The organism is Radicibacter daui, assembly GCA_030657355.1.
Lineage (GTDB): Bacteria > Pseudomonadota > Alphaproteobacteria > Radicibacterales > Radicibacteraceae > Radicibacter > Radicibacter daui.
This window is the reverse complement of sequence record CP131056.1, coordinates 3,145,412-3,169,275: the sequence shown is the minus strand read 5'-3', so window position 1 is coordinate 3,169,275 and position 23,864 is coordinate 3,145,412. Positions and strand designations below refer to the sequence as shown.

Genomic DNA, 23,864 nt, shown 5'->3' with positions numbered 1-23,864 from the left:
GGCTAGCCATTCGTGCGGTTGTTAATCTCCCGGAAACGCGCTGTAGTTACGATACCAAGGATGTAATAGCCGGTTATGCGGGGTTTCCCGTTGCCGGCGAAAGGCCGGGGAATGTCGCATATGCAGCCTGCTGGGGCTGAAGCACATCTGGACGGGTTGAGTGCGGCGGAAATCGCCGGGCTGCAGGAGTGGGGCGCCCGCGTTGCCGGCGCCAACATCTCTGCACGCACCCTGCTGGCCACCGATTATCTCAACCACTTCAACGAAATCGTGATGCTGGTGGAGATGTTGCCGGACATGCCCGACATGCTGGAGGAGTGCCGGCTGTGGGAGCCCAAGAGCTACCCGCAGTTTGTCGGTGAGAGCACCTTCTCCGACCGCGACCTTGCGGTGGCGGCCTATGAGCATGTCCCCGCCAAGTTCCGCCTGCCGTTCGAGGATACGATCGCGCATTTCGAGGGCATCGTGGCGCGTATTCTGGCCACCCTCGACGCCGCCGGCGGCGTCGAGGCCGACCCGGAACTGCTGCAGGTCAAGTGCGGGGCGGCCGTTGCCGCCATGCAGGACCTCATCGGCGTTGCCAACAGCATCATCCATGGCGAGGTGCGCGTGCTGAGCCAGGGCGAGATCGACGACTATCTGGCGATGGTCTAGCGCGCGGCCAGCCGCTAGGGTTCGGGCTTCACGACCGTGTTGCCCGAAGGCCCGCCATGATTGCCGATCCTGTAATCCTCGATAATCCCGATCCCGCCCTGCGCGATGCCATCCGCGACCCGCTGGTGGCCTTCAATGAAGCGCAGATCGGCAAGCGCACCGATATGGGCCTGCTGGCGATTCCGCTGACGGAGACAGAAACCGGCAAGGTGATCGGCGGCCTTTGGGGCCGTACGGGGTTTGCCCAGCTCTTTACCGAGCTTCTTTTTGTGCCCGAGAGCCTGCGCGGCCAGCATGTGGGCGAAAAACTCATGGCGATGGCCGAGGAAGAAGCGCGCCGCCGGGGCTGCGTCGGCGCGTGGGTCGATACCTTCAGCTTCCAGGCCCTCGGCTTCTATCAGAAGCTCGGTTACAGCATCTTCGGCCAGATCGAGGATTATCCGCCCGGGCATCAGCGTTATTTCCTCAGCAAGAAGCTGTAAGGGGTGCTAAAATTTCTGCTCACTACCCTGAGTTGGAGGGGAAATGGCCGATCAGCGGGAGTTTCAGGCCAGTAGCCCTTTAGATACCGTTGCCCGGGAAGTGCAAACGGAAGCGACTGAAGTTGTTCACCCTTACGATGGGTTGTTGATCAACCTGCTGCTCGGCGGGCCGAAGTTCGAAGATTTCGATCCGCGTCGGGAAAACGACGCAGGGCGGCCTATCGAGTTCTGACGCCGCGTGTGTTTACAGAGCTGTCGCTTGATCGCCGCCCCTGCTTGACGCTCCATGCCCCATCTCCTACGGTCCGCCGGTTCTCCTGCCCCATGCAGGAACCGGCCCCTTTTGCGGGGCGTTTCATCTCTTGAACCCGAGCCTTTTACGGGAGCGACCCCAGATGTCGTCGATGCGCGAATTTGCCCAGAATGCCAAGGCATGGCCGTTCGAGGAGGCGCGTGCGCTCCTCAAGCGGATCGGGGGCAAAGCGCCGAAAAAAGGCTATGTGCTGTTCGAGACCGGTTATGGCCCGTCGGGTCTGCCGCATATTGGCACCTTTGGCGAAGTGGCGCGCACCACCATGGTGCGCCACGCCTTCTCGCTGCTCTCGGACATTCCGACGAAGCTCTTCTGCTTCTCCGACGACATGGACGGCCTGCGCAAGGTGCCGGAGAACGTACCGAACCGCGAGATGCTGAAGGAATATATCGGCGCGCCGCTGACGAAGGTGCCCGATCCCTTCGGCACGCATGAAAGCTTCGGCCACCACAACAACGCCATGCTGCGCTCGTTCCTCGATACCTTCGGCTTCGAGTACGAGTTCAAGAGCGCGACGGAGCATTACAGCTCCGGTGCGTTCGATGCCGCGCTCCTCAATGTGCTGAAGCACTATGAGGAAGTGATGGCCGTGATGCTGCCGACGCTGGGCGAAGAGCGCCAGCAGAGCTACAGCCCTTTCCTGCCGCTCTCGCCCACCACCGGCCGTGTGCTGCAGGTGCCGATCCTCAAGGTGGATGCCGATGCCGGCACCATCATGTTCGAGGATGAGGACGGCAAGACGGTCGAGCAGCCGGTGACCGGCGGCCGTGCCAAGCTGCAATGGAAGCCCGACTGGGCGATGCGCTGGGTGGCGCTGGGCGTCGATTACGAGATGCATGGCAAGGACCTGATCCCCTCGGCCGAGCTGGGATCGAAGATTGCCCGCATTCTCGGCGGCGAGCCGCCGATCCTCTACAAGTACGAGCTGTTCCTCGATGAAAAGGGGCAGAAGATCTCCAAGTCCAAGGGCAATGGCCTCACCATCGAGGAATGGCTGCGCTATGCCCCGGAGGAGAGCCTTTCCCTCTACATGTTCCAGCAGCCGGGCCGGGCCAAGCGGCTCTATTTCGATGTGATTCCCAAGGCGGTCGACGAGTATCTCGCCTACCGCGACAAGTACCCGACCCAGGATGATGCCCAGAAGCTGGAGAACCCGGCGTTCCACATCCATTCCGGCAATGTGCCGCAGGAAAAGACGCAGATCGCCTTCTCCATGCTGCTGAACCTCGCCGGTACGGCCAATGCCGAGGACAAGGAAACGCTCTGGCGCTTCATCTCGCGTTATTCGCCGGACGCCACGCCCGAAACCCAGCCGATGCTGGACCGGCTGGTGGGTTATGCCGTTGCCTATTATCAGGACTTCGTGAAGCCGACCAAGGCCTACCGCCTGGCGACCCCGGCAGAGTGCGCCGCCCTGGAAGATTTGCTGAAGCGCCTTGAAGGGGCAGAGGGTCTCGACGCCTCCGCCCTGCAGGACCTCGTCTTCGAAGTCGGCAAGACCCATGGCTACGAGAACCTGCGCGACTGGTTCAAGGCGCTCTATGAGCTGCTGCTGGGCCAGGAGCAGGGGCCGCGCATGGGCTCCTTCATCGCGCTTTACGGTCTTGCCGAAACACGCACGCTGATCAGGCAGGCGCTGAATGGCGATCTGGCAGCGGATAGTGCACTGACCGACTGAGGGGCTTTTCCCGATGCTGGATGCCGCAAGGCAGGCACCGGAAAAGCTGGAGACGGCGCGGCTTCTGCTGCGCCGTTTCCGCCCCGGCGACCTTGATGATCTGGAAGTAATCTGCCGCGATCCCGGCGTGGAGCGCTATATGGGCAACCGCGTGCCTTATGGGCGCGAGGGCACCGTGCGCCTTATGGGCTGGTTCATGGGGCACTGGCAATTGCGTGGCTACGGCGTCTATGCGCTGGAGCGGCGCGAGGATGGCGTGCTTGCCGGGTATTGCGGCCTGATCTGGCCCGAGCGGAATATCTATGAAGGGCCGGACGAACAGTTTCCGGAGCTGACCTGGACGATCTCGCCGGCGTTCCGGGGCTTTGGTTATGCCGGGGAGGCGGCGCGGGCCGTGCTCAACATGGCTTTTGCTGATCTGGCGCTGCCGGCGGTGCTCTGCCTTGCCGAGCAGGAGAATTTCGCCAGCCTGCGCGTTGCGGAAAAACTGGGCGCCGAGCGGGTGCGGGCACTGGAAAACAAGGGCCACGCCAATTTCCTGATGCGCTTTCGCCCCGGCCTCTTGCCCGACCCGTTTGCCTGAAGGCACGCTCCCGGCGTTTGCTCCCGCCTGCAGCCGCGCTATAACGGGGCTTATGGTCCTGTCAGCCGGCGATTTCGACGAATAACACCAGGCCCATCACACCAAGACCCAAGAGGAAGATTTCCATGACTGCCGCCGAACGCCTGCGGGTGCAAAAGTATCTGCAACAGAAGTTCCGCAACCCCGATATCGAGGTGCGGCCGGGCGAGGGCAAGGATGCTCCGGCCCAGCTTTATGTGAACACCGAATTCATGGGCGTGCTTTACCGCGACGAGGATGAAGGCGAGATCACCTACGATCTCAACATCTCCATCCTCGATGCCGACCTGCCGCAGGTTAAGCCGGTCTGATCACCGGCAGCAGAAAAGGGCCCGGGGAAACCCGGGCCCTTTTGTTTTGGGGCAGGGAGCCCTTTAGTCTTCTTCGGCCCCCTCGTCCGGCTCCGTGATCGGGTGCAGAGGGTCTTCCGGCCCGCCATGCGGATGAGAGCCGGCAGGGGGCGCTGCTTCATGAGCGCTGCCCAGCAGCACGGGGCCTCGCGTCAGCCAGTCATGCCGCGCGAAGAGGGCGGTGAATTCCGTCATCCGGGCGCTGTGATTGCTGAAATAACCCGGTGAAAACAGGATCGGGTCATAGCCCCGGTTCGCCATTTCGGCGATGGCGCCGGCATAACCCTTGAGGTCCGGAGCATCGGGGCGCCAGAAGGCAAGGTCGAGCTGCCAGAGGCCGACCTCATGGCCGGCCGCAGCGCCGATGCCGCGCATCACGGCCTCTTCCTCCCCGGCGCCGGCAATCGCTACCATGAGGCGCGGATGGCCGGGCGCATACTGGTGGAGCAGCGTGTCCAGCCGGCGATGGTCCGTCGGCACCTCGCCCACCAGCGGGCCATCCTGTTCTCCCTCCGCGCCTTCTTCCCGCGCCATGGTCAGGGCAAGGCGGGCCATCGGGCGCGTCGGGGTTGCTTCGTCCGCCGGATCCATCAGCGGCAGCACGCCGTCTTCATCGATATCCGATACCTTGAGGCGCGGCGCCACCGTCCAGTCCGCATCGCCGGCCGCAGCCTCGCTCAGGCGGCGGTGGGCAAAGCTTTCGGCCTCAAAGCTTACGATATGGCCGCGATAGCCGGCCTGCCGCAACGCGTGGCCGAAGGCACCCGGGCCGGCATTGATATCCAGCACCAGCGTCACCTCGTGATAGGCAAGCGCCCGGGCGAGATGGCGGAATTCACTGGCCGGGCGCGCGCTCAGCGGCGGCGCAAGCGGGGCCTTGCGGGCAAAGAGCCGCGCAACCCCCATGATCACCCAACGATCGAAGCTAAAAAGAAGATCCGGCAGACCCAAGGGCACGCTCTTTCCGGCAGGCAGCGGGATTGGCTGGGGTGCCCATGCTATACCGCTTTGTGCCCTGCCGCAAAGCGTTGGCCGCAAAGGCTATTTTGCCGCTGTTGCCGCAGAGAGCGCGGCGGCAGTCGCCGCATCGGCGGGAAAAAACGCCTCGATCGCCAATTCCGCCAGCGTCACATCCACCGGCGTGCCGAACAGGGTGGTTGTGCTGAAGAAGGCAAGCTCCTGCCCGCCGGCCATCCTGAGGCGCAGCGGCACCACCATGCCGGCATAATCCGTCAGCGGTGCCGGCGGGTTTCGGGGGGCTTTCGGCGCCGGCAGGGCCTTGAGTTCACCCATCAGCGCCATCAGCGTGACATCGGCGGTAAGGTCGATCTGGTGTTGCAGCCGCTCCAGCAGATGGGCGCGCCATTCTGTAAGATTGATAATGCGCGGGGCGAGCCCGTCCGGATGCAGGCTGAGGCGCAGCACATTGACAGGCGGCGTCAGCAGGGCCTCGGCCACCCCTTCCAGCAGCGGGGCGACGGCGGCGTTGGCCGAGACCATGTGCCAGTGCCGGTCAAGGGCGAGCGCCGGATAGGGCTCATGCCCCTTCAGCACCAGCTCGATGGCGCGGCGGGCGGGGGCCAGAGCGGGATCATCCAGCCGGCGCTGGGGAAAGACCGGGGCAAAACCGGCAGAAACCAGCAGGCCGTTGCGCTCGCGCAGCGGAACCTCAAGCTTTTCCGCCAGCATCAGCAGCATGTCCCGGCTGGGGCGCGAGCGCCCGGTTTCCACAAAGCTCAGATGCCGGGCCGAAATGCCGGCCTCCAGCGCAAGGTCAAGCTGGCTGAGGCGCCGGCGCTGGCGCCAGTCCTTGAGCCGGGAGCCAACGGGCTGCGGCGCGGTGCCGGGAGAAGCGGGGCGGGAGAGAAGCTCTGTCATGATGGCCCACTCTAACCGGCGTGGCGGCCTTGTTTCCATTACCTGCCAGGTAATCGACGGCAACACCTGCTGGCGCCAGCATCGGGCCATGGCAGCCGGATTGGCCGGGTGCCGGTCCCCTGACGGGAGAGAAAAATGACCAACGCCCAGATTGCCGCCACCGTGCTGGCCGAACGTTATCTTGCCCTGTGGAACGAGGCTGACGGGGCGCGCCGCCGGCGCCTCATCTCCACCACCTGGGCCGCCGGGGCGCGCTATGTCGACCCGATGATGGGGGCCGAGGGGCATGAGGCCATCGATGGCATGATCGCCGCCGTGCAGGAGAAGTTCCCCGGCCTGCGCTTCAGCCTTGCCGGCACGCCGGATGGGTATGGCGACCGGGTGCGGTTTTCCTGGGCGCTCGGCCCGGCCGGCGGTCCTGCCATCGCCCATGGCACCGATTTCGCCGAGCTGGACGGGGAAGGCCGCTTTGTCAGCGTGACGGGGTTTCTCGATGCCCGTGCGGCGTGAGGTGCCGTAAAAGAAAAAAGGCCGTCGGGGCTTTCTGCCCGGCGGCCTTTTTTGTCCTGTAAAGCCAGCGCTCAGGCGGCGATGGCCTGCAACGGCTTAGCCATGTGGAACTCGGTGGTGTCGCTGGGGTCGCCCAGCTTGCGTGTGGCACCGGACATCACGTAACCAAGGCGCTGATAGGCGACATGGGCGGTGGTAAAGCGCGTGTCGGTCCAAAGCTCCATCATACCGAAGCCGCGCTGACGCGCTGCTTCTTCGGCCCGGCTCACCAGTAGGCGGGCAACACCCTGGCCGCGCAGGCTGCTATCGACATAAACCCGCTTCAGCTCGGCGCCGGCGTCCGTCGGCGCATAACCGCCGCTTGCCAGCAGGCGGCCATCCGCCGTTTCGCCCACCCAGATTTCGCCGCCCTTGGCGGCAAACTCGGTAGCGACGGCGAAAAGGTCGGCATCCCAGAAGCGCGGGTCGATCAGGCAGTTCTCATATTCCGCAAAACATTTGGCGATGAGATGGAGGATGCCGGGGGCATCGCTGTCGCGGGCGGGGCGGAAGGTGAGGGTGGTGGTCATGTCCGGGCGGGTCTTGCAAACGGGGGGAAGAAGAGGAGTGGAGGCCGGGCGGTTTATGCCAGCCAGGTATCCGCGGGATCAGTAGCGGCTGGTGGCCGCCGCCCAGTCCCAGTAAAGCTCGCGGGCGCGGCGGGTGACGGGGCCGGCCTGCAGGCTGCGCTCTTCAAGGCGGGTCAGCGGGGCGACCTTGCCGTAATTGCCGGTAGAGAAAATCTCGTCCGCGCCGCGCAGCATCGCCGGGGTGATGATGGCTTCTTCCACCTTCACGCCGTCAGCCTTCAACAGGCCCATGACGCGGGCACGGGTAATGCCGGCCAGGAACGTGCCATTGGCGATGGGGGTCAGGGCAACGCCGTCCTTCACCATGAAGATGTTGGAGGAGGCGAACTCTGCCACATTGCCCATCACGTCCAGCATGACGGCATTGTTGAAGCCGGCACGGCGCGCGCTGGCAATGGCGCGCGCGCTGTTGGGGTAAAGGCAGCTCGCCTTGGCATCGGTCGGCGCCATGGAGGGCATGGCCCGGCGCTCTTCGGCGAAGTTGGCGGCAAAGCCGTCAAAGCCCGGCATGGCGAACGGCTCCAGCACCACTGCCCAGCCGATATCGTCGGGATCGGGCATCACGAGGCCGGAGCGTGCCCACATCATCGGGCGGATATAGACGGCCGCGCCGGGGCCCATCTTGCGCACGCCTTCCATGGCGATGGTCTGGATTTCCTGCGCGCTCACCGGGGCATTCATGCCGAGCGCCGCGGCCGAGCGGATAACCCGCTGGCAATGCAGGTCAAGGTCGGGTGCGAGGTTTTCAAAAGCACGCGCGCCATCGAAGACAACGGTACCAAGCCACGTCGCCTGATCGGTGGCACGCATGAGCGGCGGGTTGCCCTCATGCCAGGCGCCTTCGAAATAGGTGAGTGCCGTACCGCTCATGCCGCTTCGATCCTTAGCTTGTGTCAAATCCCGGGGAAAGGAGAGTGAAGCGCCATAATGCGGGGATAGGCGATGAGCGCAAGCCGCGAGGTGTCGCCATACATTCGCCGGTAACCAGGGCGAGAACCGGGAAGGGTGGCAGGGGGCGGGGCCGGACTGTGATCGTCTACGCCTTATGGCAGCTTGAGCTTGCCGGCCATAAGGCGTTGAATTGCAACGAGGGAAGTTTGAAGCATATGGGTGACAGTATGGACCACGACATAACAGCACTCCCCAGCAACAAGCTGCAGATCGCGTCACCCTCCTATGAAGTGGCTGCGCACGACCAGGAGTTCCTGCTCGGTGATTCCATGCGCGGCGTGCGTTTCCTGCTGGAATATTCCAAGGCCGAGGAAATGCTGCGGCGCTGGCACATCCGCTCGACCATCGTGGTCTTCGGCAGTGCCCGCACCAAGCAGGACGGGCCGGGCAAGCAGCCCTTCTGGTATGAGGAAGCGCGCCGTTTCGGCCGCATCGCCTCCGAGCGTGGCGGTGCGCTCGAAGGCGGGCTGCTGGGCTCCAGCGTGGGCCCGCGCGACAATGTGATCGCCACCGGCGGCGGCCCGGGCATCATGGAGGCGGCCAATCGCGGCGCCTATGACGCCGGCGCCCCTTCCATCGGCTACAACATCACCCTGCCGCACGAGCAATATCCCAACCCCTATTCCACGCCGGAACTCACCTTCCGTTTCCATTATTTCGCCATGCGCAAGATGCACTTCGTCATGCGCGCCAATGCGCTGGTGGTCTTCCCCGGCGGTTTCGGCACGCTGGATGAACTGTTCGAGCTGGTGACGCTGACACAGACCGGCAAATCCAGCCCGATGCCGCTTTTGATGTTCGACAGCGAATACTGGAAGAAGGTCATCAATCTCGATGCCCTCGTCGAGGCCGGCATGATCGACCCGAAGGATATCGAGCTCCTGCAGTTCGTCGACGATGCCGAGGATGCCTGGGACCTGCTGTCCAGCCAGGGCATCGGCCTGCCGCCGGCGTGACCTGCCCTCGTTTCCTTCCCCACCGGAGTGGGGAAGGTGTCACGAAGTGACGGATGGGGGTAATGAGGTGAGGCCATTCTCAGGCCAAGCCCGGTAACAGAGTCATTACCCCCACCGGCCCTGCGGGCCACCTCCCCGATGCGGGGAGGATTTTCTTTTCCGCTTCAGAGCCTTGTCCTTCCCTTCTCGGGGAAGGTCCGGCGCAGCCGGGGATGGGGGTAATGAGGTGAGGGAATGTGCCGGCCTCACCCGTCGATCAGGGCCTTGCGCAGCCGGGTCATCAGCGCGCGGCGCTCGGCATCGCTTTTGCCGTGCTCCAGCCGGTTGCCGATATCGAAGACGAGGCGCGACATGTCGTTGTGCCAGTCCTGATGGCCGAGCTGCTGCGCTTCCAGCCGGTGCATGCGGGCAGGGGCGAGCGCCCACGGGTGGCAGGGACCGAGCGTATAGGCGGCATCAAGCGTGGGCAGGGTCACGGCGCCGGCAGGCAGCAGCCCTTCTACCCGGGCCTTTAGCCCCTCCAGCCCGTGTTCCTCGCCATGGACAAGAAAGAGCCCGCGCCGGATTGGCCCGCGCGCCTTGATCCAGTCGGCCAGCTCGGGGCCGTCGGCATGGCCGGAATAAAGATCGAGCGTGCGGATGCGGGCGCGCACCATCACCTCGTCGCCCTGGATGCGCACCTGGCTTGCCCCCTGCTGCAGGATGCGGCCGAGCGTGCCTTCGGCCTGGAAACCGACAAACAGTACCGTCGTCTCCGGCTTCCACAGCCAGGATTTCAGCCGGTGGCGAATGCGCCCGGCCTCGCACATGCCGCTGGCCGAGATGATGATCTGGAACTCATGCGCGCGGTCGAGCGCCATGCTCTGCTCGACGCTTTCGGTAAAACGCACATTGCGGGCATGGAGCGCGCGGATGAGCGCCTCGCCGCCCTCCATGGAGCGGGCGTTGGAGTCGAAGATCTCGCTGGCACGGGTGGCGAGCGGACTGTCGATGACCACCGGCAGGCGCGGCAGCGCCCCTTCCTCCATCAGGCCGACAAGATCGACCAGCAGTTCCTGCGTGCGTTCGACAGCAAAGGAGGGGATGAGCAGCACGCCGCCCGGCTTGTTGGCGGCCTTTACCTCTTCCTTCAGCAACTGGCGGCGCTGGGCGGCATCGACATCCGGCCGGTCCTCGGCGCCATAGGTGGATTCGCAGATGATGAAATCGACACCGGAGGGCCCTTCCGGGTCATGTTCCAGCAGCTTGTAGCGCGGGCCGATATCGCCGGAGAAAAGGAGGGTGGTGGTCTCGGTCTTTGCCTCACCGCCCTTGTCCGTGGTGGCCGGTATGCAGGTCACCTCGATCTCGATGGAGCTGGAGCCGAGCAGGTGGCCGGCATTCCAGTAGCGGGCGCGCACATTGGGGGCGATGTCGTTCCACTCTCCCAGCTTCACCGCGCGGAAGAAGGTAAGGCAGGAGACGGCATCGCTGGCGGTATAGATCGGCTCGATGGTGTCGCGGCCACGCCGGCGGTTGCGGCGGTTGAGATGCTCCACCTCCATTTCCTGAATGTGGCCGCTGTCCGGCAACATCACTTCGCACAGGTCGATGGTCGGGCGGGTGGCATAGATCGCCCCGTCATATCCGTCGCGCACCAGCTTGGGCAGCAGGCCGGAATGATCGATATGGGCGTGCGTCAGCAGGACGGCGTCCAGCTCCTTCGGATTGAAGGGAAAGTCGCGGTAGTTGAGTTCCTTCTCCGTCTTGGAGCCCTGGAACATGCCGCAATCGATGAGGACGCGGCTTTCCCCCGCCTCCAGCAGATAGCAGGAGCCGGTCACCGTATGGGTGGCGCCGTGGAAATGGAGGGTGGGGGAGTGCTTGAGGTCCATGCTGCCGCCTTCTGTCTGGCCGGTCGCAGCAAAGATGCGCCGGCCTTCGGGGGATGCAGACATGATCCCGGCGTCCGCCGGTGGCCGCATTGATCAAGGTCAAAGCGCCGGCGGGAAAAGAACGGGAAGGCTCAGGGAGTTACTGGCTGGCCCACAGGATGCGCGCCATCCACGAGATTTCACTCGGATGGAAGGAGCGGGGCGGGAAATCGGGGTTGAGGGAGGCAAGCTCCACCCGGCTGTCGGTCTTGACGCTGATCTGCTTGGCCATCACCTCGCCGCCGCGCGTGCGCACCACCACGCGGTCGCCGCGACGGATGGATTCTTCCGGCGAGACGATGATGCGGTCGCCGTCGCGGTAGACCGGCTCCATGCTGTTGCCGGTCACTTCCAGCGCATAGATCTTCTGGCCGGCGATGTCGGGGAACATCACCTCGTCCCAGCCCTGGCCGACCGGATAGCCGCTGTCGTCGAAGAACCCTTCGCTGCCGGCCTGGGCATAACCGATAACCGGAATGCGGCGCACCGCCTGCACGGCCGGCGCCTGACCGGCAAGTTCCACGAACTCGCCGAGGCTGGCGCCCGTTGCTTCCAGCACCTTGGAAACACTCTCCGTCGAGGGCCAGCGTTCCTTGCCGCCGCCGGAAATGCGCTTGCTGGGATTGAAGGTGGTGGGGTCCAGACCTGCACGACGGGCAAGGCCGGAGGCCGAATAGCCGTATTTTTCGGCCAGCCGGTCGATCGCCCGCCATATGTCCGCATGTCTGAGCATGGGAAGGTTTTCGCATAATCAGGAAAACCTGTCTTTAAGATAAAATTCCTAATTTTTCTTGACGGCTTGAGGCGACTGATGTTTTCTACCATCAATAGAACAAAACAGGAACATCAGGCGTTCAAAAATCAGCGCCGGATGGGAACGACCAGAGGAGTTCTTCCCTATGACCCAGCAAACACAAGAGGCCCGGAACGCTGCCCACGATGCAGCAGCAGAGCGCCGCACGCGGCTGGCCGAAAGCATTGCCGCCTGCGGCATCGGTGCGGTGCCGTTTTCCTCCAGCGACGAGGCGGTGCTGTGGTTTGCCCGCGCGCAGGAGGCCCGGCGCGACGGGGCGCGTTTTTCCGCCGGCAAGGGCGAGGTGGAGCGCCCGTGCGAGCCGCTGGACATCCTGTCGGTGATCGACCGGCTGTGGCGCGCGCGCCGGCTGCTGCGCGATCATCTGATGGTGCTGGCCCATTACGCCCGCCGCCAGTTGCCGCCGGTTACCGACCGGCGCATGGAAATGCGGGCCCACACCCTGTGGCGCGAGGCGATGGCGGTGATCGATCCGGTGCTGCGTGCCAAGGGCATCGTGCGATGACTGCCGTCACCCCCGTGCCGACACCCTTTGCCGCCCGGCAGGGATTGGGCGGGGGTCCGATGGCCACGGGCGCACCGGCAAGGCCGCAGGCCTGGGTGGTCTTTACCGGTCGCACCGACCTTGGCTGGCTCAAACTGCTGCGCCAGGGCTTTCGCCATTGTTTTGTGCTGCTGCGGCAGGACGGGCTGTGGCTCCGGGTCGATCCGCTCGCGGCTCATACCGAGATCGAGGCGCTGGCCCTGCCGCCGCTTTATGACCTACCGGCCTGGTATGAGGCGCAAGGCTGCCGCGTGGTGCCGGTGCGCCTCAGGCGCGGCCATCGCCGCCCTGCGCCCGTCGCGCTCTTTTCCTGCGTCGAGGCGGTGAAGCGCGTGCTCGGCCTGCATGCCCCCGCCGTGCTCACCCCCTGGCAGCTCTACCGCCATTTGACCGGCCGCGCCGCCGCGCCCTGAGGCCGCCATTCGCCCACCGCCGGACCGTCAACAAAGGAGTGCCTTCCCATGGGATTGCTGCGCGATGTGCTTGCCCCTGCCGTTTCGGCTTCCGCGTCAAAGGTAGCGGCTCTCTCCGTGCCCGCGGCAGCGGCACTGCCCGACCTGCCGGAGACACTGGCCGGGGATGCGGCTGATGAGAGCGCGGCAACGGCTGTTGCCGCCGCCGAAGACACCGGCGCGCCGGACGGGCAAGCGGATGTTGCGGGCGGTACGGCCACCGTGCGCAGCCATCGCCCGGAGACCATAGCCACTTCCTGGCGCGGGCTGGTGGATGAGCTGCTGCCTGTCGCCACCCGCAAGAACCTGCTGGGGGAGTAGGCCGGAAATGAGCCGCCCGAACCGTGCCCCCGCCGCTTCCCGCAAGCCTGCGACAGGCCGCGCGGCCAACGGGCGCGCCTCCGCCGCACTCTCCGCAACGGCCCGCCTGCTGGCACAGTGCCGCCGCGCCCTGGCCGCCCGGCGCGGGTGGGAGGGGCACTGGCAGGAATGTTACGACCATGTGCTGCCGCAGCGGGACGGTTTTGCCATGAGTGCCCCCGGCGCCAAACGCGGCGACCGGCTGTTTGACGGCACGGCGCCCGATGCGGCCGAACAGCTGGCCGCAAGCCTGCTTGCCAACCTCGCCCCGCCCTGGTCTGCCTGGCTGGGCCTCGTGCCCGGGCCGGACCTTTCGCCAGCCGAGCGCGAGCGGTTTTCTCCGGTGCTGGACCGGGCGGGCGCTGCGCTCCTCATGCATTTCGACCGCTCCAACTTTGCCGTCGAGCTGCATCAGGCCTTTCTCGATCTGGTGATCGGCGGCACGGCGAGCCTGCTGTTCGAGGAAGCGCCGCCGGGCGAGCTTTCCGCCTTTCGCTTCACCGCCGTTCCGCTGTCGGCGCTGGCGCTGGAAGAAGGGCCGCAGGGCGCGCTCGACATCACCTTTCGCCAGCTGCGCCTTGAGGCGGGCGAAATCGCCGCCCGCTTTCCTGCTGCCCGCCTGCCGGACGGTCTGGCCGAGCCTGCCGGCAGCCCGGCAGAGGCCCCGCAACTTATCGATCTGGTGGAGGCGGTGGTGCCGCTGCCGCCGGCCGAGGGCGGCGGTTATGCCTACAGCCTGCTGCTGGCCGGGCAGGAGGGGGAGGCGCCGCTCGCCAGCGGGCGTTTTGCTACCAGCCCCTTCATCAATTTCCGCTGGATGAAGGCGCCGGGGGAAACTTACGGCCGCTCCCCGGTGATGAAGGCGCTGCCCGATATCAAGACCGCCAACAAGGTGGTCGAGCTGGTGCTGAAGAACGCTTCCATCGCCGTCACCGGCATCTGGCAGGCGGATGATGACGGGGTGCTGAACCCGGCCACCATTCGTCTGCTGCCCGGCACCATCATCCCCAAAGCCGTGGGGTCGGCGGGCCTGCAGCCCTTGCAGGCGCCGGGACGGTTCGACGTATCGCAGATCGTGCTCGACGATCTGCGACAGCGCATCCGCAAGGCGATGATCGTCGACCGGCTGGGGCTGGTGGGCGAAGCGCGGATGACGGCAACCGAAGTCATCGAGCGCAGCAGCGACATGGCGCGCCTGCTGGGCGCCACCTATGGCCGTCTGCAGGCCGAACTCCTGACCCCGCTCATCCGCCGCGGCCTTGCCATCCTGCGTCGCCGGGGCGAGGTGCCGGATCTCCATGTCGATGGCCGCACGGTTGATCTGCAATACCGCTCCCCGCTCGCCCAGGCCCAGCGCCAGCGCGACGTGCAATCCATCCTGCGCTGGATCGAGGCGGCCGGGGGGCTTGGCGCAGACGGGCTCGCCGCCGTGGATGCCGGCGCGGCGGCGCGCTGGCTCGGCCGGGCGCTGGGCGTGCCCGGGGAACTGATCCGCGAGTTGCCGGTGGATGCCGGCACCGGTGCGTCATGAACGCGGGCGGCGTGGCCGGGGATGGCTGGGACTGGTTTGCTCTGCCGCCCGTCGCCGGTGCTGCGCCGGAAGTGGGCGGGCTTGCCGCCGACTGTGCAGCCTGTTTTTCCGGCCCGGCCGGCGAGCGCCTGCTGGCCCGTCTTGCCGCCATGACCGTGGGCCGGGCGCTTGCCCCCGGCGCCGGCAAGGCGGCGCTGCGCCATCTGGAAGGCCAGCGGGCGCTGGTGCTGGCCCTGATGCGCCTTGTGCTTGCCGGCGGCGGCCGCCTTGCCCCAGCCGCCAGATTGCTGGCTGCGGATAGCCCTGCCGTCAATTCCACCACCCAACACTCCCCTGAAGAGAAGGAGCTTTCGCGATGACCGATCTGCTTGCCTATGACGCCGCGCCCGATCCCGCCGCTCCGGCGGCGCAGAGTGTGGCCGTGCTTCCTCCGGCCGGGGCGGAAGTGTCCGTGCCTGAAACGGAGGCCATCGGTCCGGTGCTGGTGGCGCCGGAGCTGTTTGCCGGGCGGCTTGCCGTACCGGCCAAGTTTCTTGACCCGGCTTCCGGCGCACTGCGGCTCGATGCGCTGGTGAAATCCTATCTGGAACTGGAACGGCACCTCTCGCGCCAGATCAGCGTGCCGGCGCCGGATGCCCCGATGGAGGCCTGGGGCCGGGCATGGCGCGCCATGGGCGTGCCGGAGACGGGGGAGGGCTATCAGATCAGCTGCGATCACGGCCTCTTTGCTGCCGACCCTGCCGTCAATGACCGCCTGAGCGCTGCCGGCTTTACCCCGCCGCAGGCCCAGCTCGTCTATGACCTTGCCGCCGACCATCTGGTGCCGATGGTGCGCGAGCTGCTGGCCGAAATGGCAGCCGAGCGGGAGATCGAGCGGCTCGTTGCCCATTTCGGCGGGCCGGAGCGCTGGCGGGAGGTCTCGCGCCAGCTGCTGGCCTGGGGCCGGGCCAACCTGCCGCCGCCGGCGCTGGAGGCGCTGGCCTCAAGCGCTGACGGGGTGCTGGCGCTCGAGCGTATGATGCTGGGCGGCGAGCCGGCGGTATCGGCGGCTGCCGGGGCGGCGGGCGGGCAGAACGGGGCCGGCCTCAAGCGTATGATGCGCGACCCGCGCTACTGGAAACAGCGCGACCCGGCTTTTGTGGCGGAAGTAACGGAAGGGTTCCGCCGGCTTTATTGCGGCGAGTGAGTACATCCGGAGTTAATTCAGGGCGGGAGATGTCATTCGGGATGCGCAACCGTTGCGCGAGGCTTGACCACAGGGGCCGATCCCGGCACGGTAGCTGAAGGCGCGATTGCCTTCAGCTCCGGCTGCTTACTCCCTTCGTGGTGTGACCATTTCACTATGGCTGCCGAGCCGCTTGCCTCCCTGAAGCAGCTTCTCCCGGTTCCGGGAGTTGATGGCAGCCTTGCGGCTTCGCTGGCGCCGGGCACGCTGGGCGAGCCTGCCATCCTGATCTTCGACACCGAAGACCGTCTGAAATGGTGGAACCGCCGGTTCGAGGATGTGTGCTCGACCCAGCAGCGCGACGGGCTGCGCATCGGGGCAACCTTCCGCGAACTTCTGGAATACTGGCTCGGTTTCCGGGTGCTGATGCCGAGCAATTCGTGCGATGCCAACAGCCTCGACCGGCGCCTTGCCCTGCATGACAATTATACCGGCCCGTTTCTGGAGAACTGGGGTGGGGGCTGGCTGATAACCTCGGAATACCGGCTGCCCGAGGGCGGCTGGATGGTGGTGCACACCCCGCTCATGGATACGGCGCGCGCCAGTATGGTGACGGGCGGGGTCGATACGCTTGACCTGCTGGCCGGTGCGCTGGAGACGGTGCCATCGCCGGCCCTTCTGATGGACAGCGCTTCCGGCATCCTCAGCTGGAACCGGCGCCTCGCCGCCCGTGTGATGGGTGCAGCAGCCCGCCAGTTGCAGATCGGCCTGCCGATCTCCGCTCTCTTCGAGGCGATGTCCGGCGGCGGTGCGCTACGCATCGCCCGCCCGCTGGATGAGGGCATCGAGGCCATGGCTTCGGAGGCTTTCGACATCCTTGCCCTTTCCGACGGGCAGCTTGTCACCCCGTCGCTGCGCCAGATCGGCAATGGCAACATGCTGGTCGTCTTCAACGAACTCAGCGGCAGTGCCCAGCGCAGCGGTCCGGCGACAGGGCAGTCCCTGTTCGAGGCGGCGTCGATGCCGCTGGCGCTGTGCCGGGTGGGCGACGGGCGCATCCTGCGCGCCAATGGCGCCTTTGCCGGCCTTGCCGGCATGGAAGCGTCGGCGCTTGTCGGACGCCCGCTGGAACGGGTCTGGCCCGGCGAGACGGTGGCGGTGCTTGCGGCAGGCGTGCGCAGCGGCATGGTCGCCTCCAGCGCGGAAGTCGCGATTTCGCACAGCGGCAGCATCCTGTGGTTCAGCGTGGCGATGAGCCACGCCCAGCATCATGGCGAAAACTGCATGCTGCTGTCCTTCTCCGATGCCTCGCGTTCGCGCCGGGCGCTGGAGCTCCTGCGCACCCGCGAGCGCCAGCTTGCCGCCGTGGTGGAGGCCGGGCAGGACGGCGTGTTCGACATTGCGCCGGATAGCGGTGTTGCCAGCTTCTCCCCGCGGTTCTGGACCATGCTGGGTTTCAGCGAGCAGGAGGTGCTGCGCGCCGGCTGGCAGATGACCTCGCTTTCCGAGCTGGTCTCGCGCATGCATCCACAGGATGCTATCGCCTTCAATGCCGAGCTGGACCGGCTGCTGGCCGGGGTTGCCGATGGCGACTTCAACTGGATGGGCCGCCTGCGCGCGCCCGGCGATGACTGGGGCTGGGTGGTGCTGCGCGGGCGCCTTGCCCGCGATGGCTCGGTGCGGCGCCTGCTCGGCATCTCTACCGACCTCACGGTACAGAAAAAAGCCGAGATCGAGCTGCTGCGCGCCCGCGATCTTGCCGAGGCCGCCAACCGCACCAAAACCGCCTTTCTCGCCACCATGAGCCACGAGATGCGCACCCCGATGCATGGGGTGCTGGGCGTGCTGGAATTGTTGGCCGACACCGCACTGACGGATGAGCAGAAGGATCTCGTCAAACTGGCGCAGGGCAGTGCCTCCGGCCTGCTCTCCGTGCTCGACGACATCCTTGATTATTCCACCATCGAAGCCGGCCAGCTGCGCCTTGAGCAGAAGGTGACCGATCTGCCGACGCTGCTGCAGGAGGCTGCGGGCGGCGAGTTGGAAGAGGGGGTGCGCCGCAAGGGGCTTACGCTGGCGCTCGATGTGGCCAGCCCCGGCGTGCCGCGCCGTGTGCTGTGCGATCCGGCGCGCGTGCGCCAGGTGGTAGGCCATCTGCTCTCGAACGCCGTCAAGTTTACCCGAGAGGGCGGCATTATCCTGCGCCTTTTCGCCGTGCCGCGGCCGGACTGGGCCGAGCCCGGCCAGCTGGTGTGCCGCATGGAGGTGGAAGATACCGGCATCGGCATTCCGCCGGCGGCACGCGACCGGCTGTTTGCCCCCTTTACCCAGATAGACGCCACCACCACGCGCCGTTTCGGCGGCATCGGTGTGGGCCTGACGCTCTGCCAGCGCCTTGTGGAAAGCATGAACGGGCGCATCGGCGTAATGAGCCGGGAAGGTGCCGGTTCGCTCTTCTGGGTAGAGCTGCCTTTTGCACTCGTCTCCGACGGCAGCATGACGGCGGGCGAGCCGCTTGCCGGTGCGCGCCTGCTGCTGGCCGAGGCGCCGGACTGGTGCAGCCTTGCCGAACTTGGCCCCGATGCGCTGCCGGGCACCGCTGTGCCGGCTGCGGAACCTGCACGCGAGCGGCTGCGGGCACTGCATGGGCTCGGCGGGGAAGCCGTGATGGCCCTTTCCGCCGGCGAGGCGCTGGAGACTCTGGCCCTTTCGCGCCCGCATCTGGTGCTGCTGGATGCCGCCCTGCGTCAGGACGATCCCGCTGCCTTTGACCGGCTGATCCAGCTGGCAAGCCCTTCCTGTCCGGTGCTGCTGCATGGTGACGGGGTGGATCAGGTGGCTGCCGGCGACGATATTCTGGTGCTGCCGGGCAGCATCAGCACCGGCGATCTGTGTGCAGAGGCCGTGGGCTTGCTGGCCCGCAGCCGTCGCCAGCAGCTGGAAGCACGGCGCGGCATGCCGGTGCTGGTGGCCGAGGACATGCCGGCGGCCCAGCTGGTGGTGGCAACCCAGCTCTCCCGTCTCGGCGTTCAGGCCAAGGTCGTCTCCAACGGGCTGGAGGCGCTGGCGGCACTGGAAGAGGGCGAGTACGGGCTGGTGCTGACCGACCTGCACATGCCGGAAATGGATGGTTACGGCTTCGTTGCCGAATGGCGCCGCCGCGAGCGTGATCGGGGGGCGGCCCTGCCGCTGCCCATCGTGCTGCTGACGGCGGACATTCCGGGACGCGACCAGCGCCAGGCACTGGCGGGGGTGGATGATTTCCTGGTGAAGCCGGTCACGCGCGACACTCTCGACCTTGCACTGCGCCGGTTCGGCATTACCGCTCCGGCGGGCGCAGAGGCGTTGGCCGCCGTGCCGCCGGCCCTTGCCGTCGCCGATATCGCCAACCGGCCGACGCCGGTTTTTTCCGCCACCATGCTGTCCGCCGAAGCCCGCCGTCCTGCCGCAGCCGGACAAGTGCCGGCGGCCCTGCGCCCTGTGGCGCCGCCGCCCATCGATGCCGGCGTTTTCGGGGCGCTGATCGGTGATCTTGGCGATCCTGCCATCGAGATCCTTGAGTTTTTTGCTGAAACCACCGCCGCCCAGATGATGCAGCTTGAAGAAATGGTGTCGCGCATCCGTGCCGGCGAAATGGTGGCCGAGGCGCCGCCGCTCGCCCACGCGCTCAAGGGCGCGGCGGCAAGTGCGGGCGCCATGATGCTGTCTGCGCATCTGGCCGCCGTGCAGGCGGCGCTGAGGGAAGGACCGGTGGGGGCGGAGGACGCGCTCTCTTCCATGCAGGCGGGCCGCACGGAATATGAGCGCGTGCTTTCCTATGTGGCCGATCTGCGCGCCGGGCGTGCTGTTCTGGGGCAAACTGCGACAGGCAATCCGGCGTGATGCCGGCATAGCGAGGAGGATGCCATGGCTGGACTGGAATCAGGAGTGGCAGACATCGCCGGCAAGGCCGGGCAGGAACTGGCCGGACTGACCATTCTGGTTGCCGAGGACCATGATTTTGTGCGTGTCGTCATGGCCCGCGTGCTGCGCGGCGCAGGCGCCGAGGTAATCGAGGCGCGCGAGGGCGGGGAGGCGCTGGAGCGCCTTGCCGCCGCGCCGACCCGGCCGGATATCCTGCTGTGTGACCTCGGCATGGAGCCGATGGATGGCGCGAGCCTGATCGCCACGCTCAAGGAACGTGGCATTGCACTGCCGACCATCATCCTGACCGGAGACGGTGGCGGGGTTCCGAGGACGCTGGAGCCTATTGCCGTACTGACCAAGCCGGCGAGCCGCGAAAAACTGATCGCCGCCATAAGGCGCACGATCTGAGCGGATTTTTTAGGGGAAGAGCCCGCTGCGTTTACGCTCAGGCGATGATGTCGAGCGCCGTCTTCATCATGTCGTCGGCCACGCGGGTAACCTTGGCGTTGGCGCTGTAGGTTACTTTTTCGCTCAAGAGATCCGTCGCTTCGCGCGCCTCATCCACATCCGGCATCGCCACCAGCCCGTCGGCATTGGCGTTGGCATCGTCCGGCGAATAGGTGGTGACGGGGGGAGTGGTGGAGGGGGTGGTAACCGCCACCGTGCCGGCGCTGTTACCGCCGGCAACCACGGCACTTTGCTGGGTGGTGAGCGGCTGGTAGGCCTGAACGCCGCTGGTGGCGGTGGCGCCAACCGTGCCGCTGGTGCGGGCATTGGCGATGTTGGACGCCGTGGCCGCGGCGCGCGTCTGCTGCGCCATCATGCCGGAAAGGGAGATTGAAAGGGCGGCGTTCATCGGGTCTTGCCTTGGCCAGGAAGCGGCAGGTTCAGATAGGTCATACCATAAAGCCGCATGCCGGGCCGGGGCAACCAGCCTTATGGACAGGTCTGCCATCCGGTGGGGGCGGGCGCAGTCCTTGGCGCAAAGGGGTGTTTCGTGGCAAACCCGCCGGGTGAAACGCTTTTTTGAACTGCCCGTCCATGCCCCATCTCATCACCGATCCCGCCGACCCTCGCATAACCGCCTATCTAAACCTGCGTGACCGCGATCTGGCCGATCTCGGCACCGGCGAGGGCGGTCATGGCGGTCGCTTTATTGCCGAGGGCGAGGTGGTGCTGCGGGTGCTGGCCACGCGCGGGCGTTTTGCCGTCGAGAGTGTGCTGATCGACGCAAAGCGCGAAGCGGCGCTGGCGCCCATCCTGTCGGCATTGGCGCCGGAAGTGCCGGTTTATCTCGCCGGACGGGCGGTGCTGGATGCGATTGTCGGTTTTCCGCTCCACCGCGGTATCCTGGCGGTTGGCCTGCGCCAGCCGGATCCGGATCCGGCGGCCCTGCTGGCCTCGGTGGCGGAAGGGGAGCCGGTGCTGGGTCTGGTGGGTATCGCCAATCACGACAATATGGGCGGCATTCTGCGCAACGCGGCTGCCTTTGGCGTGCGGGCCGTGCTGATGGACGAGACCTGCTGCGATCCGCTTTACCGCAAGGCCATCCGCACCTCGGTGGGCGGGGCGCTGGTGGTGCCATGGACGCGGGTGGGCTCCGGGCTCGATATGGTGGGCGTGCTGGAGGCGGCAGGGTTCTGCCCCATCGGCCTTTCCCCGGCCGGAGCGGATGATCTGGCCGATCTTGCCCGGCTGCCGCGCCCGGCGCTGATCCTGGGGGCCGAAGGGCCGGGCCTGCCGGATGCCGTGCTGGCAAGGGCCCGGGCGGCGCGTATTCCCATGCGGGCGGATTTCGACAGCCTCAATGTCTCCACCACCAGCGGTATCGCCCTTTATGCCCTGACCCGCCGGCCGGGCTGAACCGCGGACAGAAGGGTTTTCGGCGGCGGACTAGTGAGGGTCATCGGCCGCTGCCCGGCGCGGGCGCTATGCCGCTACTCTTCTTTTCGTAACAGTTTGCCCTGCCTGAAGAAGGCGGGTGTGATCTCTGCTTTTTTTCAAAAAGAAATTTTTATTTTCAACGGCTTGGCAAGGACGTGGCCAGATCCGTCCGACATCGGTTTCGTTATATCTCGATATAGATCTCGATATATCTTGACTCCCGATATGTCGAAACTATCTAGATATATCGAGACCTGTATCGAACCCTAACGGAGCTATCATGAAATTCAGGGACTTTCGCGGCTTTGGCCGCCACTTCCATCATCCGGAGGATTTTGACGGCGGCGAGCGCGGTGGGCGCGGTTTTGGCCGTGGCTTCGGCCATCGTCATCGCGGCGGCCGCATGTTCGACTATGGCGAGCTGCGCCTGCTGGTGCTGGCCCTCATCGCCGACCAGCCGCGCCACGGCTATGAGCTGATCAAGGCGATCGAGGAACGTCTGGGCGGTGCCTACAGCCCCAGCCCCGGTGTGATCTATCCGACGCTCGCCTGGCTTGACGACATGGGTTACGCCGCCGCCGAGGCCGATGAGGGCGGGCGCAAGCGTTATCGCATCTCGGCAGAGGGCGAGGCCTTTCTTGCCGCCAACCGGGCCGCGGCCGATGCGCTGCTGGCGCGCGGCGGCAACAACAGCGCCGGCGGCGAAGGCGAGGGTTATGCCCGCGGCGGCCGCTGGGCTGGCGTGCCGGTCGGCATCGTGCGCGGCATGGAAAACCTCAAGCTGGCCCTGCGCCTGCGCATTCGCGGCGGCACGCTGGATGCGGCCGCGGCCGAAAAGATTGCCGCGGCGCTCGATGAAGCGGCGCGTGCCATAGAAAAGGCCTGAGGCCTGCTCAACCTTCCTTGAAGGGTATCCGGAAAAAGCCGGATACCCGGGAGCATCACATCATGACTGAGACACCGACTGTGGCAGGCACCGTTGCCGTTGCCACCATCCCCACCTCCCATGCCAGCCGCTATCTGCAGCAGATGGCCAAGCACTTCCAGCACAAGCTGCCGGTAACCTTCGATCCCCATGCCGGCACGGTTAAATTCTCGATCGGCGATTGCGGCATGGCAGCGAGTGAAACCGCGCTGACCCTGACGCTGGTTGCCGCCGATGCCGGCCAGATGGACCAGCTCAAGGATGTGGTGGTGCGCCATCTCGTGCGCTTTGCCTTCCGGGAAGAGCTGGCCATCGCCTGGCAGGTCATCTGAAGGGGAAAGCGCCCGAAATGCCCTATCAGGAACTGGCGGTGGACGTGCGGCTTGCTGCCGTGCTCGGCACCTATCATGACCGCATGGACGCCGAACGCGGCCTGCCGCGTCTGCGGGCGCCCGGGTTCGCCGTCAATCCGGGGGCAGGGTTGCTTGCGGCAGAAGACCCCGATAACCAGCGTTTGCTGGCGGTCGGGCCGGAAACCGGACGCCTGCTCAACATCATGGCGCGCAGCCTTGAAGCCCCGACCATCCTGGAGCTTGGCACTTCCTTCGGGTACTCAACCGTCTGGCTGGGGGAGGCGGCGCGGGCCAGCGGCGGGCAGGTCATTACCATCGAGCAGTTTGCCCACAAATCGGCTTATGCCCGCGAGATGGCGGTGAAGGCGGGGCTCCGTGCACAGGTCGATTTTCGCATCGGCGATGCGCTGGAGATTATCCCGACGCTGGCGGCCGGCATCGATTTCGTGCTGGTCGATTTGTGGAAGGACCTCTACGTGCCGTGCCTTGAGGCCTTCTATCCGCTGCTCAATCCCGGCGCCATCGTGGTGGCCGACAATATGCTGAGGCCGGGCGGGCCGGCGGCCGAGCGGTATCGCCGCGCCGTGGCGGCCCTGCCGGGAATGGTAAGCCTGTTGCTGCCGGTTGGCTCCGGCTTCGAGGTCAGCCGGTACAGCCCCGTTGCGTCATGAGCCGGTTGCCAGCGCGGGGTTTGCCCTTGCGCCTTAAAGGCTGACGCTGGCTTCGGTCAGCGGCTCGTAGAACGAGCGGTCGCGCAGCACGTTTTCCGCAAGGGTCTTGGTGGTGTGGTACTTGTCGTTGACAATCCGCACATAGGGGCGGCCATCGATGCCTTCCCACATGGCTTCCACCCGCCAGTCCTTGTTGAAGACATTGCCCAGAATATCACGGCCGGCCTCGCGAAAACGGCTACCGACCTGGAGAGGCTGTCTGTTTCTGGCCATGGCGGCTGTACCTCATAAAAAACGCGAAGGGAGCGAGCATTAGCCGCTTC

Annotated in this window: 28 protein-coding genes; 20 read left to right on the top strand and 8 right to left on the bottom strand. The window is 66.0% G+C overall.

Going from position 1 to position 23,864, the window contains the following annotated elements; genetic code table 11:
* Positions 1–120: 120 nt before the first annotated feature.
* The 6 genes from QTL98_RS14870 to QTL98_RS14845 all read left to right on the top strand — a co-directional run bounded on the left by QTL98_RS14870 (position 121) and on the right by QTL98_RS14845 (position 4,060).
* Positions 121–654, top strand: coding sequence for a hypothetical protein (locus QTL98_RS14870; protein ID WP_445679248.1), 534 nt, complete (start codon positions 121–123; stop codon positions 652–654).
* A 56-nt stretch (positions 655–710) separates the two neighbouring features.
* Positions 711–1,136 (top strand): GNAT family N-acetyltransferase, encoded by a 426-nt coding sequence (locus tag QTL98_RS14865; protein WP_445679247.1) that lies wholly within the window; start codon positions 711–713, stop codon positions 1,134–1,136.
* Positions 1,137–1,179: 43 nt separating this feature from the next.
* Positions 1,180–1,368: a hypothetical protein gene (locus QTL98_RS14860; protein ID WP_445679246.1), complete on the top strand. Its 189-nt coding sequence runs from the start codon at positions 1,180–1,182 to the stop codon at positions 1,366–1,368.
* 163 nt (positions 1,369–1,531) lie between these two features.
* On the top strand, positions 1,532–3,127 hold the full coding sequence (locus tag QTL98_RS14855; RefSeq protein WP_445679245.1) for a lysine--tRNA ligase: 1,596 nt from the start codon (positions 1,532–1,534) through the stop codon (positions 3,125–3,127).
* Positions 3,128–3,140: 13 nt separating this feature from the next.
* Entirely contained in the window at positions 3,141–3,710 is a 570-nt protein-coding gene (locus tag QTL98_RS14850) for a GNAT family N-acetyltransferase (RefSeq protein WP_445679244.1), read from the top strand.
* Positions 3,711–3,835: 125 nt separating this feature from the next.
* Positions 3,836–4,060 carry a DUF3126 family protein gene (locus QTL98_RS14845; protein ID WP_445679243.1) on the top strand — a complete coding sequence of 75 codons (225 nt, stop codon included), beginning with the start codon at positions 3,836–3,838 and terminating at the stop codon, positions 4,058–4,060.
* Between the two features lie 63 nt (positions 4,061–4,123).
* Here the strand turns inward: QTL98_RS14845 and QTL98_RS14840 are convergent, their stop codons facing one another.
* Both QTL98_RS14840 and QTL98_RS14835 read right to left on the bottom strand, forming a co-directional pair.
* A complete protein-coding gene (locus tag QTL98_RS14840) occupies positions 4,124–5,050 on the bottom strand; it encodes a class I SAM-dependent methyltransferase (RefSeq protein ID WP_445679242.1) in 927 nt (308 codons plus the stop codon).
* A 90-nt stretch (positions 5,051–5,140) separates the two neighbouring features.
* Positions 5,141–5,977 carry a helix-turn-helix domain-containing protein gene (locus QTL98_RS14835; protein ID WP_445679241.1) on the bottom strand — a complete coding sequence of 279 codons (837 nt, stop codon included), beginning with the start codon at positions 5,975–5,977 and terminating at the stop codon, positions 5,141–5,143.
* Between the two features lie 135 nt (positions 5,978–6,112).
* Between QTL98_RS14835 and QTL98_RS14830 the strand changes: the two genes are divergently transcribed.
* On the top strand, positions 6,113–6,487 hold the full coding sequence (locus QTL98_RS14830) for a nuclear transport factor 2 family protein (RefSeq protein WP_445679240.1): 375 nt from the start codon (positions 6,113–6,115) through the stop codon (positions 6,485–6,487).
* A 71-nt stretch (positions 6,488–6,558) separates the two neighbouring features.
* Here the strand turns inward: QTL98_RS14830 and QTL98_RS14825 are convergent, their stop codons facing one another.
* Both QTL98_RS14825 and QTL98_RS14820 read right to left on the bottom strand, forming a co-directional pair.
* The gene (locus QTL98_RS14825; RefSeq protein WP_445679239.1) at positions 6,559–7,056 is read right to left on the bottom strand and encodes a GNAT family N-acetyltransferase; all 498 of its coding nucleotides are present in this window, start codon (positions 7,054–7,056) and stop codon (positions 6,559–6,561) included.
* Between the two features lie 78 nt (positions 7,057–7,134).
* Positions 7,135–7,986 carry a branched-chain amino acid aminotransferase gene (locus QTL98_RS14820; RefSeq protein WP_445679238.1) on the bottom strand — a complete coding sequence of 284 codons (852 nt, stop codon included), beginning with the start codon at positions 7,984–7,986 and terminating at the stop codon, positions 7,135–7,137.
* Positions 7,987–8,222: 236 nt separating this feature from the next.
* Between QTL98_RS14820 and QTL98_RS14815 the strand changes: the two genes are divergently transcribed.
* Complete coding sequence (locus QTL98_RS14815) at positions 8,223–9,023, top strand: LOG family protein (RefSeq protein ID WP_445679237.1); 801 nt, start codon at positions 8,223–8,225, stop codon at positions 9,021–9,023.
* Positions 9,024–9,268: 245 nt separating this feature from the next.
* Here QTL98_RS14815 and QTL98_RS14810 read toward each other — a convergent pair whose 3' ends face one another.
* Positions 9,269–10,897: an MBL fold metallo-hydrolase gene (locus tag QTL98_RS14810; protein ID WP_445682163.1), complete on the bottom strand. Its 1,629-nt coding sequence runs from the start codon at positions 10,895–10,897 to the stop codon at positions 9,269–9,271.
* A gap of 139 nt (positions 10,898–11,036) precedes the next feature.
* On the bottom strand, positions 11,037–11,669 hold the full coding sequence (locus QTL98_RS14805) for a S24 family peptidase (protein WP_445679236.1): 633 nt from the start codon (positions 11,667–11,669) through the stop codon (positions 11,037–11,039).
* Positions 11,670–11,835: 166 nt separating this feature from the next.
* Between QTL98_RS14805 and QTL98_RS14800 the strand changes: the two genes are divergently transcribed.
* The 8 genes from QTL98_RS14800 (at position 11,836) to QTL98_RS14765 (ending at position 20,116) form a co-directional block, all read left to right on the top strand.
* On the top strand, positions 11,836–12,255 hold the full coding sequence (locus QTL98_RS14800; protein ID WP_445679235.1) for a hypothetical protein: 420 nt from the start codon (positions 11,836–11,838) through the stop codon (positions 12,253–12,255).
* Positions 12,252–12,707 carry a hypothetical protein gene (locus QTL98_RS14795; protein WP_445679234.1) on the top strand — a complete coding sequence of 152 codons (456 nt, stop codon included), beginning with the start codon at positions 12,252–12,254 and terminating at the stop codon, positions 12,705–12,707. The genes QTL98_RS14800 and QTL98_RS14795 overlap by 4 nt, the downstream gene beginning before the upstream one ends.
* 48 nt (positions 12,708–12,755) lie before the next feature.
* Entirely contained in the window at positions 12,756–13,067 is a 312-nt protein-coding gene (locus QTL98_RS14790) for a hypothetical protein (protein WP_445679233.1), read from the top strand.
* A gap of 7 nt (positions 13,068–13,074) precedes the next feature.
* Positions 13,075–14,637, top strand: coding sequence for a portal protein (locus tag QTL98_RS14785; protein ID WP_445679232.1), 1,563 nt, complete (start codon positions 13,075–13,077; stop codon positions 14,635–14,637).
* A complete protein-coding gene (locus QTL98_RS14780) occupies positions 14,634–14,996 on the top strand; it encodes a Bbp19 family protein (protein WP_445679231.1) in 363 nt (120 codons plus the stop codon). Before QTL98_RS14785 ends, QTL98_RS14780 begins: the two co-directional genes overlap by 4 nt.
* Positions 14,993–15,823 (top strand): capsid assembly protein, encoded by an 831-nt coding sequence (locus tag QTL98_RS14775; RefSeq protein WP_445679230.1) that lies wholly within the window; start codon positions 14,993–14,995, stop codon positions 15,821–15,823. The genes QTL98_RS14780 and QTL98_RS14775 overlap by 4 nt, the downstream gene beginning before the upstream one ends.
* 156 nt (positions 15,824–15,979) lie before the next feature.
* Positions 15,980–19,684 (top strand): ATP-binding protein, encoded by a 3,705-nt coding sequence (locus QTL98_RS14770; RefSeq protein WP_445679229.1) that lies wholly within the window; start codon positions 15,980–15,982, stop codon positions 19,682–19,684.
* Positions 19,685–19,708: 24 nt separating this feature from the next.
* On the top strand, positions 19,709–20,116 hold the full coding sequence (locus QTL98_RS14765) for a response regulator (protein WP_445679228.1): 408 nt from the start codon (positions 19,709–19,711) through the stop codon (positions 20,114–20,116).
* Positions 20,117–20,153: 37 nt separating this feature from the next.
* On the opposite strand, the gene QTL98_RS14760 is transcribed toward QTL98_RS14765, so the two are convergent.
* Positions 20,154–20,564, bottom strand: a complete 411-nt coding sequence (locus QTL98_RS14760; RefSeq protein ID WP_445679227.1) for a flagellar basal body rod protein FlgC — start codon at positions 20,562–20,564, stop codon at positions 20,154–20,156.
* 185 nt (positions 20,565–20,749) lie between these two features.
* Between QTL98_RS14760 and QTL98_RS14755 the strand changes: the two genes are divergently transcribed.
* The 4 genes from QTL98_RS14755 (at position 20,750) to QTL98_RS14740 (ending at position 23,541) form a co-directional block, all read left to right on the top strand.
* Positions 20,750–21,571, top strand: coding sequence for a TrmH family RNA methyltransferase (locus tag QTL98_RS14755; RefSeq protein ID WP_445679226.1), 822 nt, complete (start codon positions 20,750–20,752; stop codon positions 21,569–21,571).
* Positions 21,572–21,872: 301 nt separating this feature from the next.
* Positions 21,873–22,478, top strand: coding sequence for a PadR family transcriptional regulator (locus tag QTL98_RS14750; protein WP_445679225.1), 606 nt, complete (start codon positions 21,873–21,875; stop codon positions 22,476–22,478).
* 62 nt (positions 22,479–22,540) lie between these two features.
* The gene (locus QTL98_RS14745) at positions 22,541–22,849 is read left to right on the top strand and encodes a DUF2218 domain-containing protein (RefSeq protein WP_445679224.1); all 309 of its coding nucleotides are present in this window, start codon (positions 22,541–22,543) and stop codon (positions 22,847–22,849) included.
* A 38-nt stretch (positions 22,850–22,887) separates the two neighbouring features.
* Positions 22,888–23,541: an O-methyltransferase gene (locus QTL98_RS14740; protein ID WP_445682162.1), complete on the top strand. Its 654-nt coding sequence runs from the start codon at positions 22,888–22,890 to the stop codon at positions 23,539–23,541.
* A 33-nt stretch (positions 23,542–23,574) separates the two neighbouring features.
* Here QTL98_RS14740 and QTL98_RS14735 read toward each other — a convergent pair whose 3' ends face one another.
* On the bottom strand, positions 23,575–23,814 hold the full coding sequence (locus QTL98_RS14735; RefSeq protein WP_445679223.1) for a hypothetical protein: 240 nt from the start codon (positions 23,812–23,814) through the stop codon (positions 23,575–23,577).
* Positions 23,815–23,864: the final 50 nt, after the last annotated feature.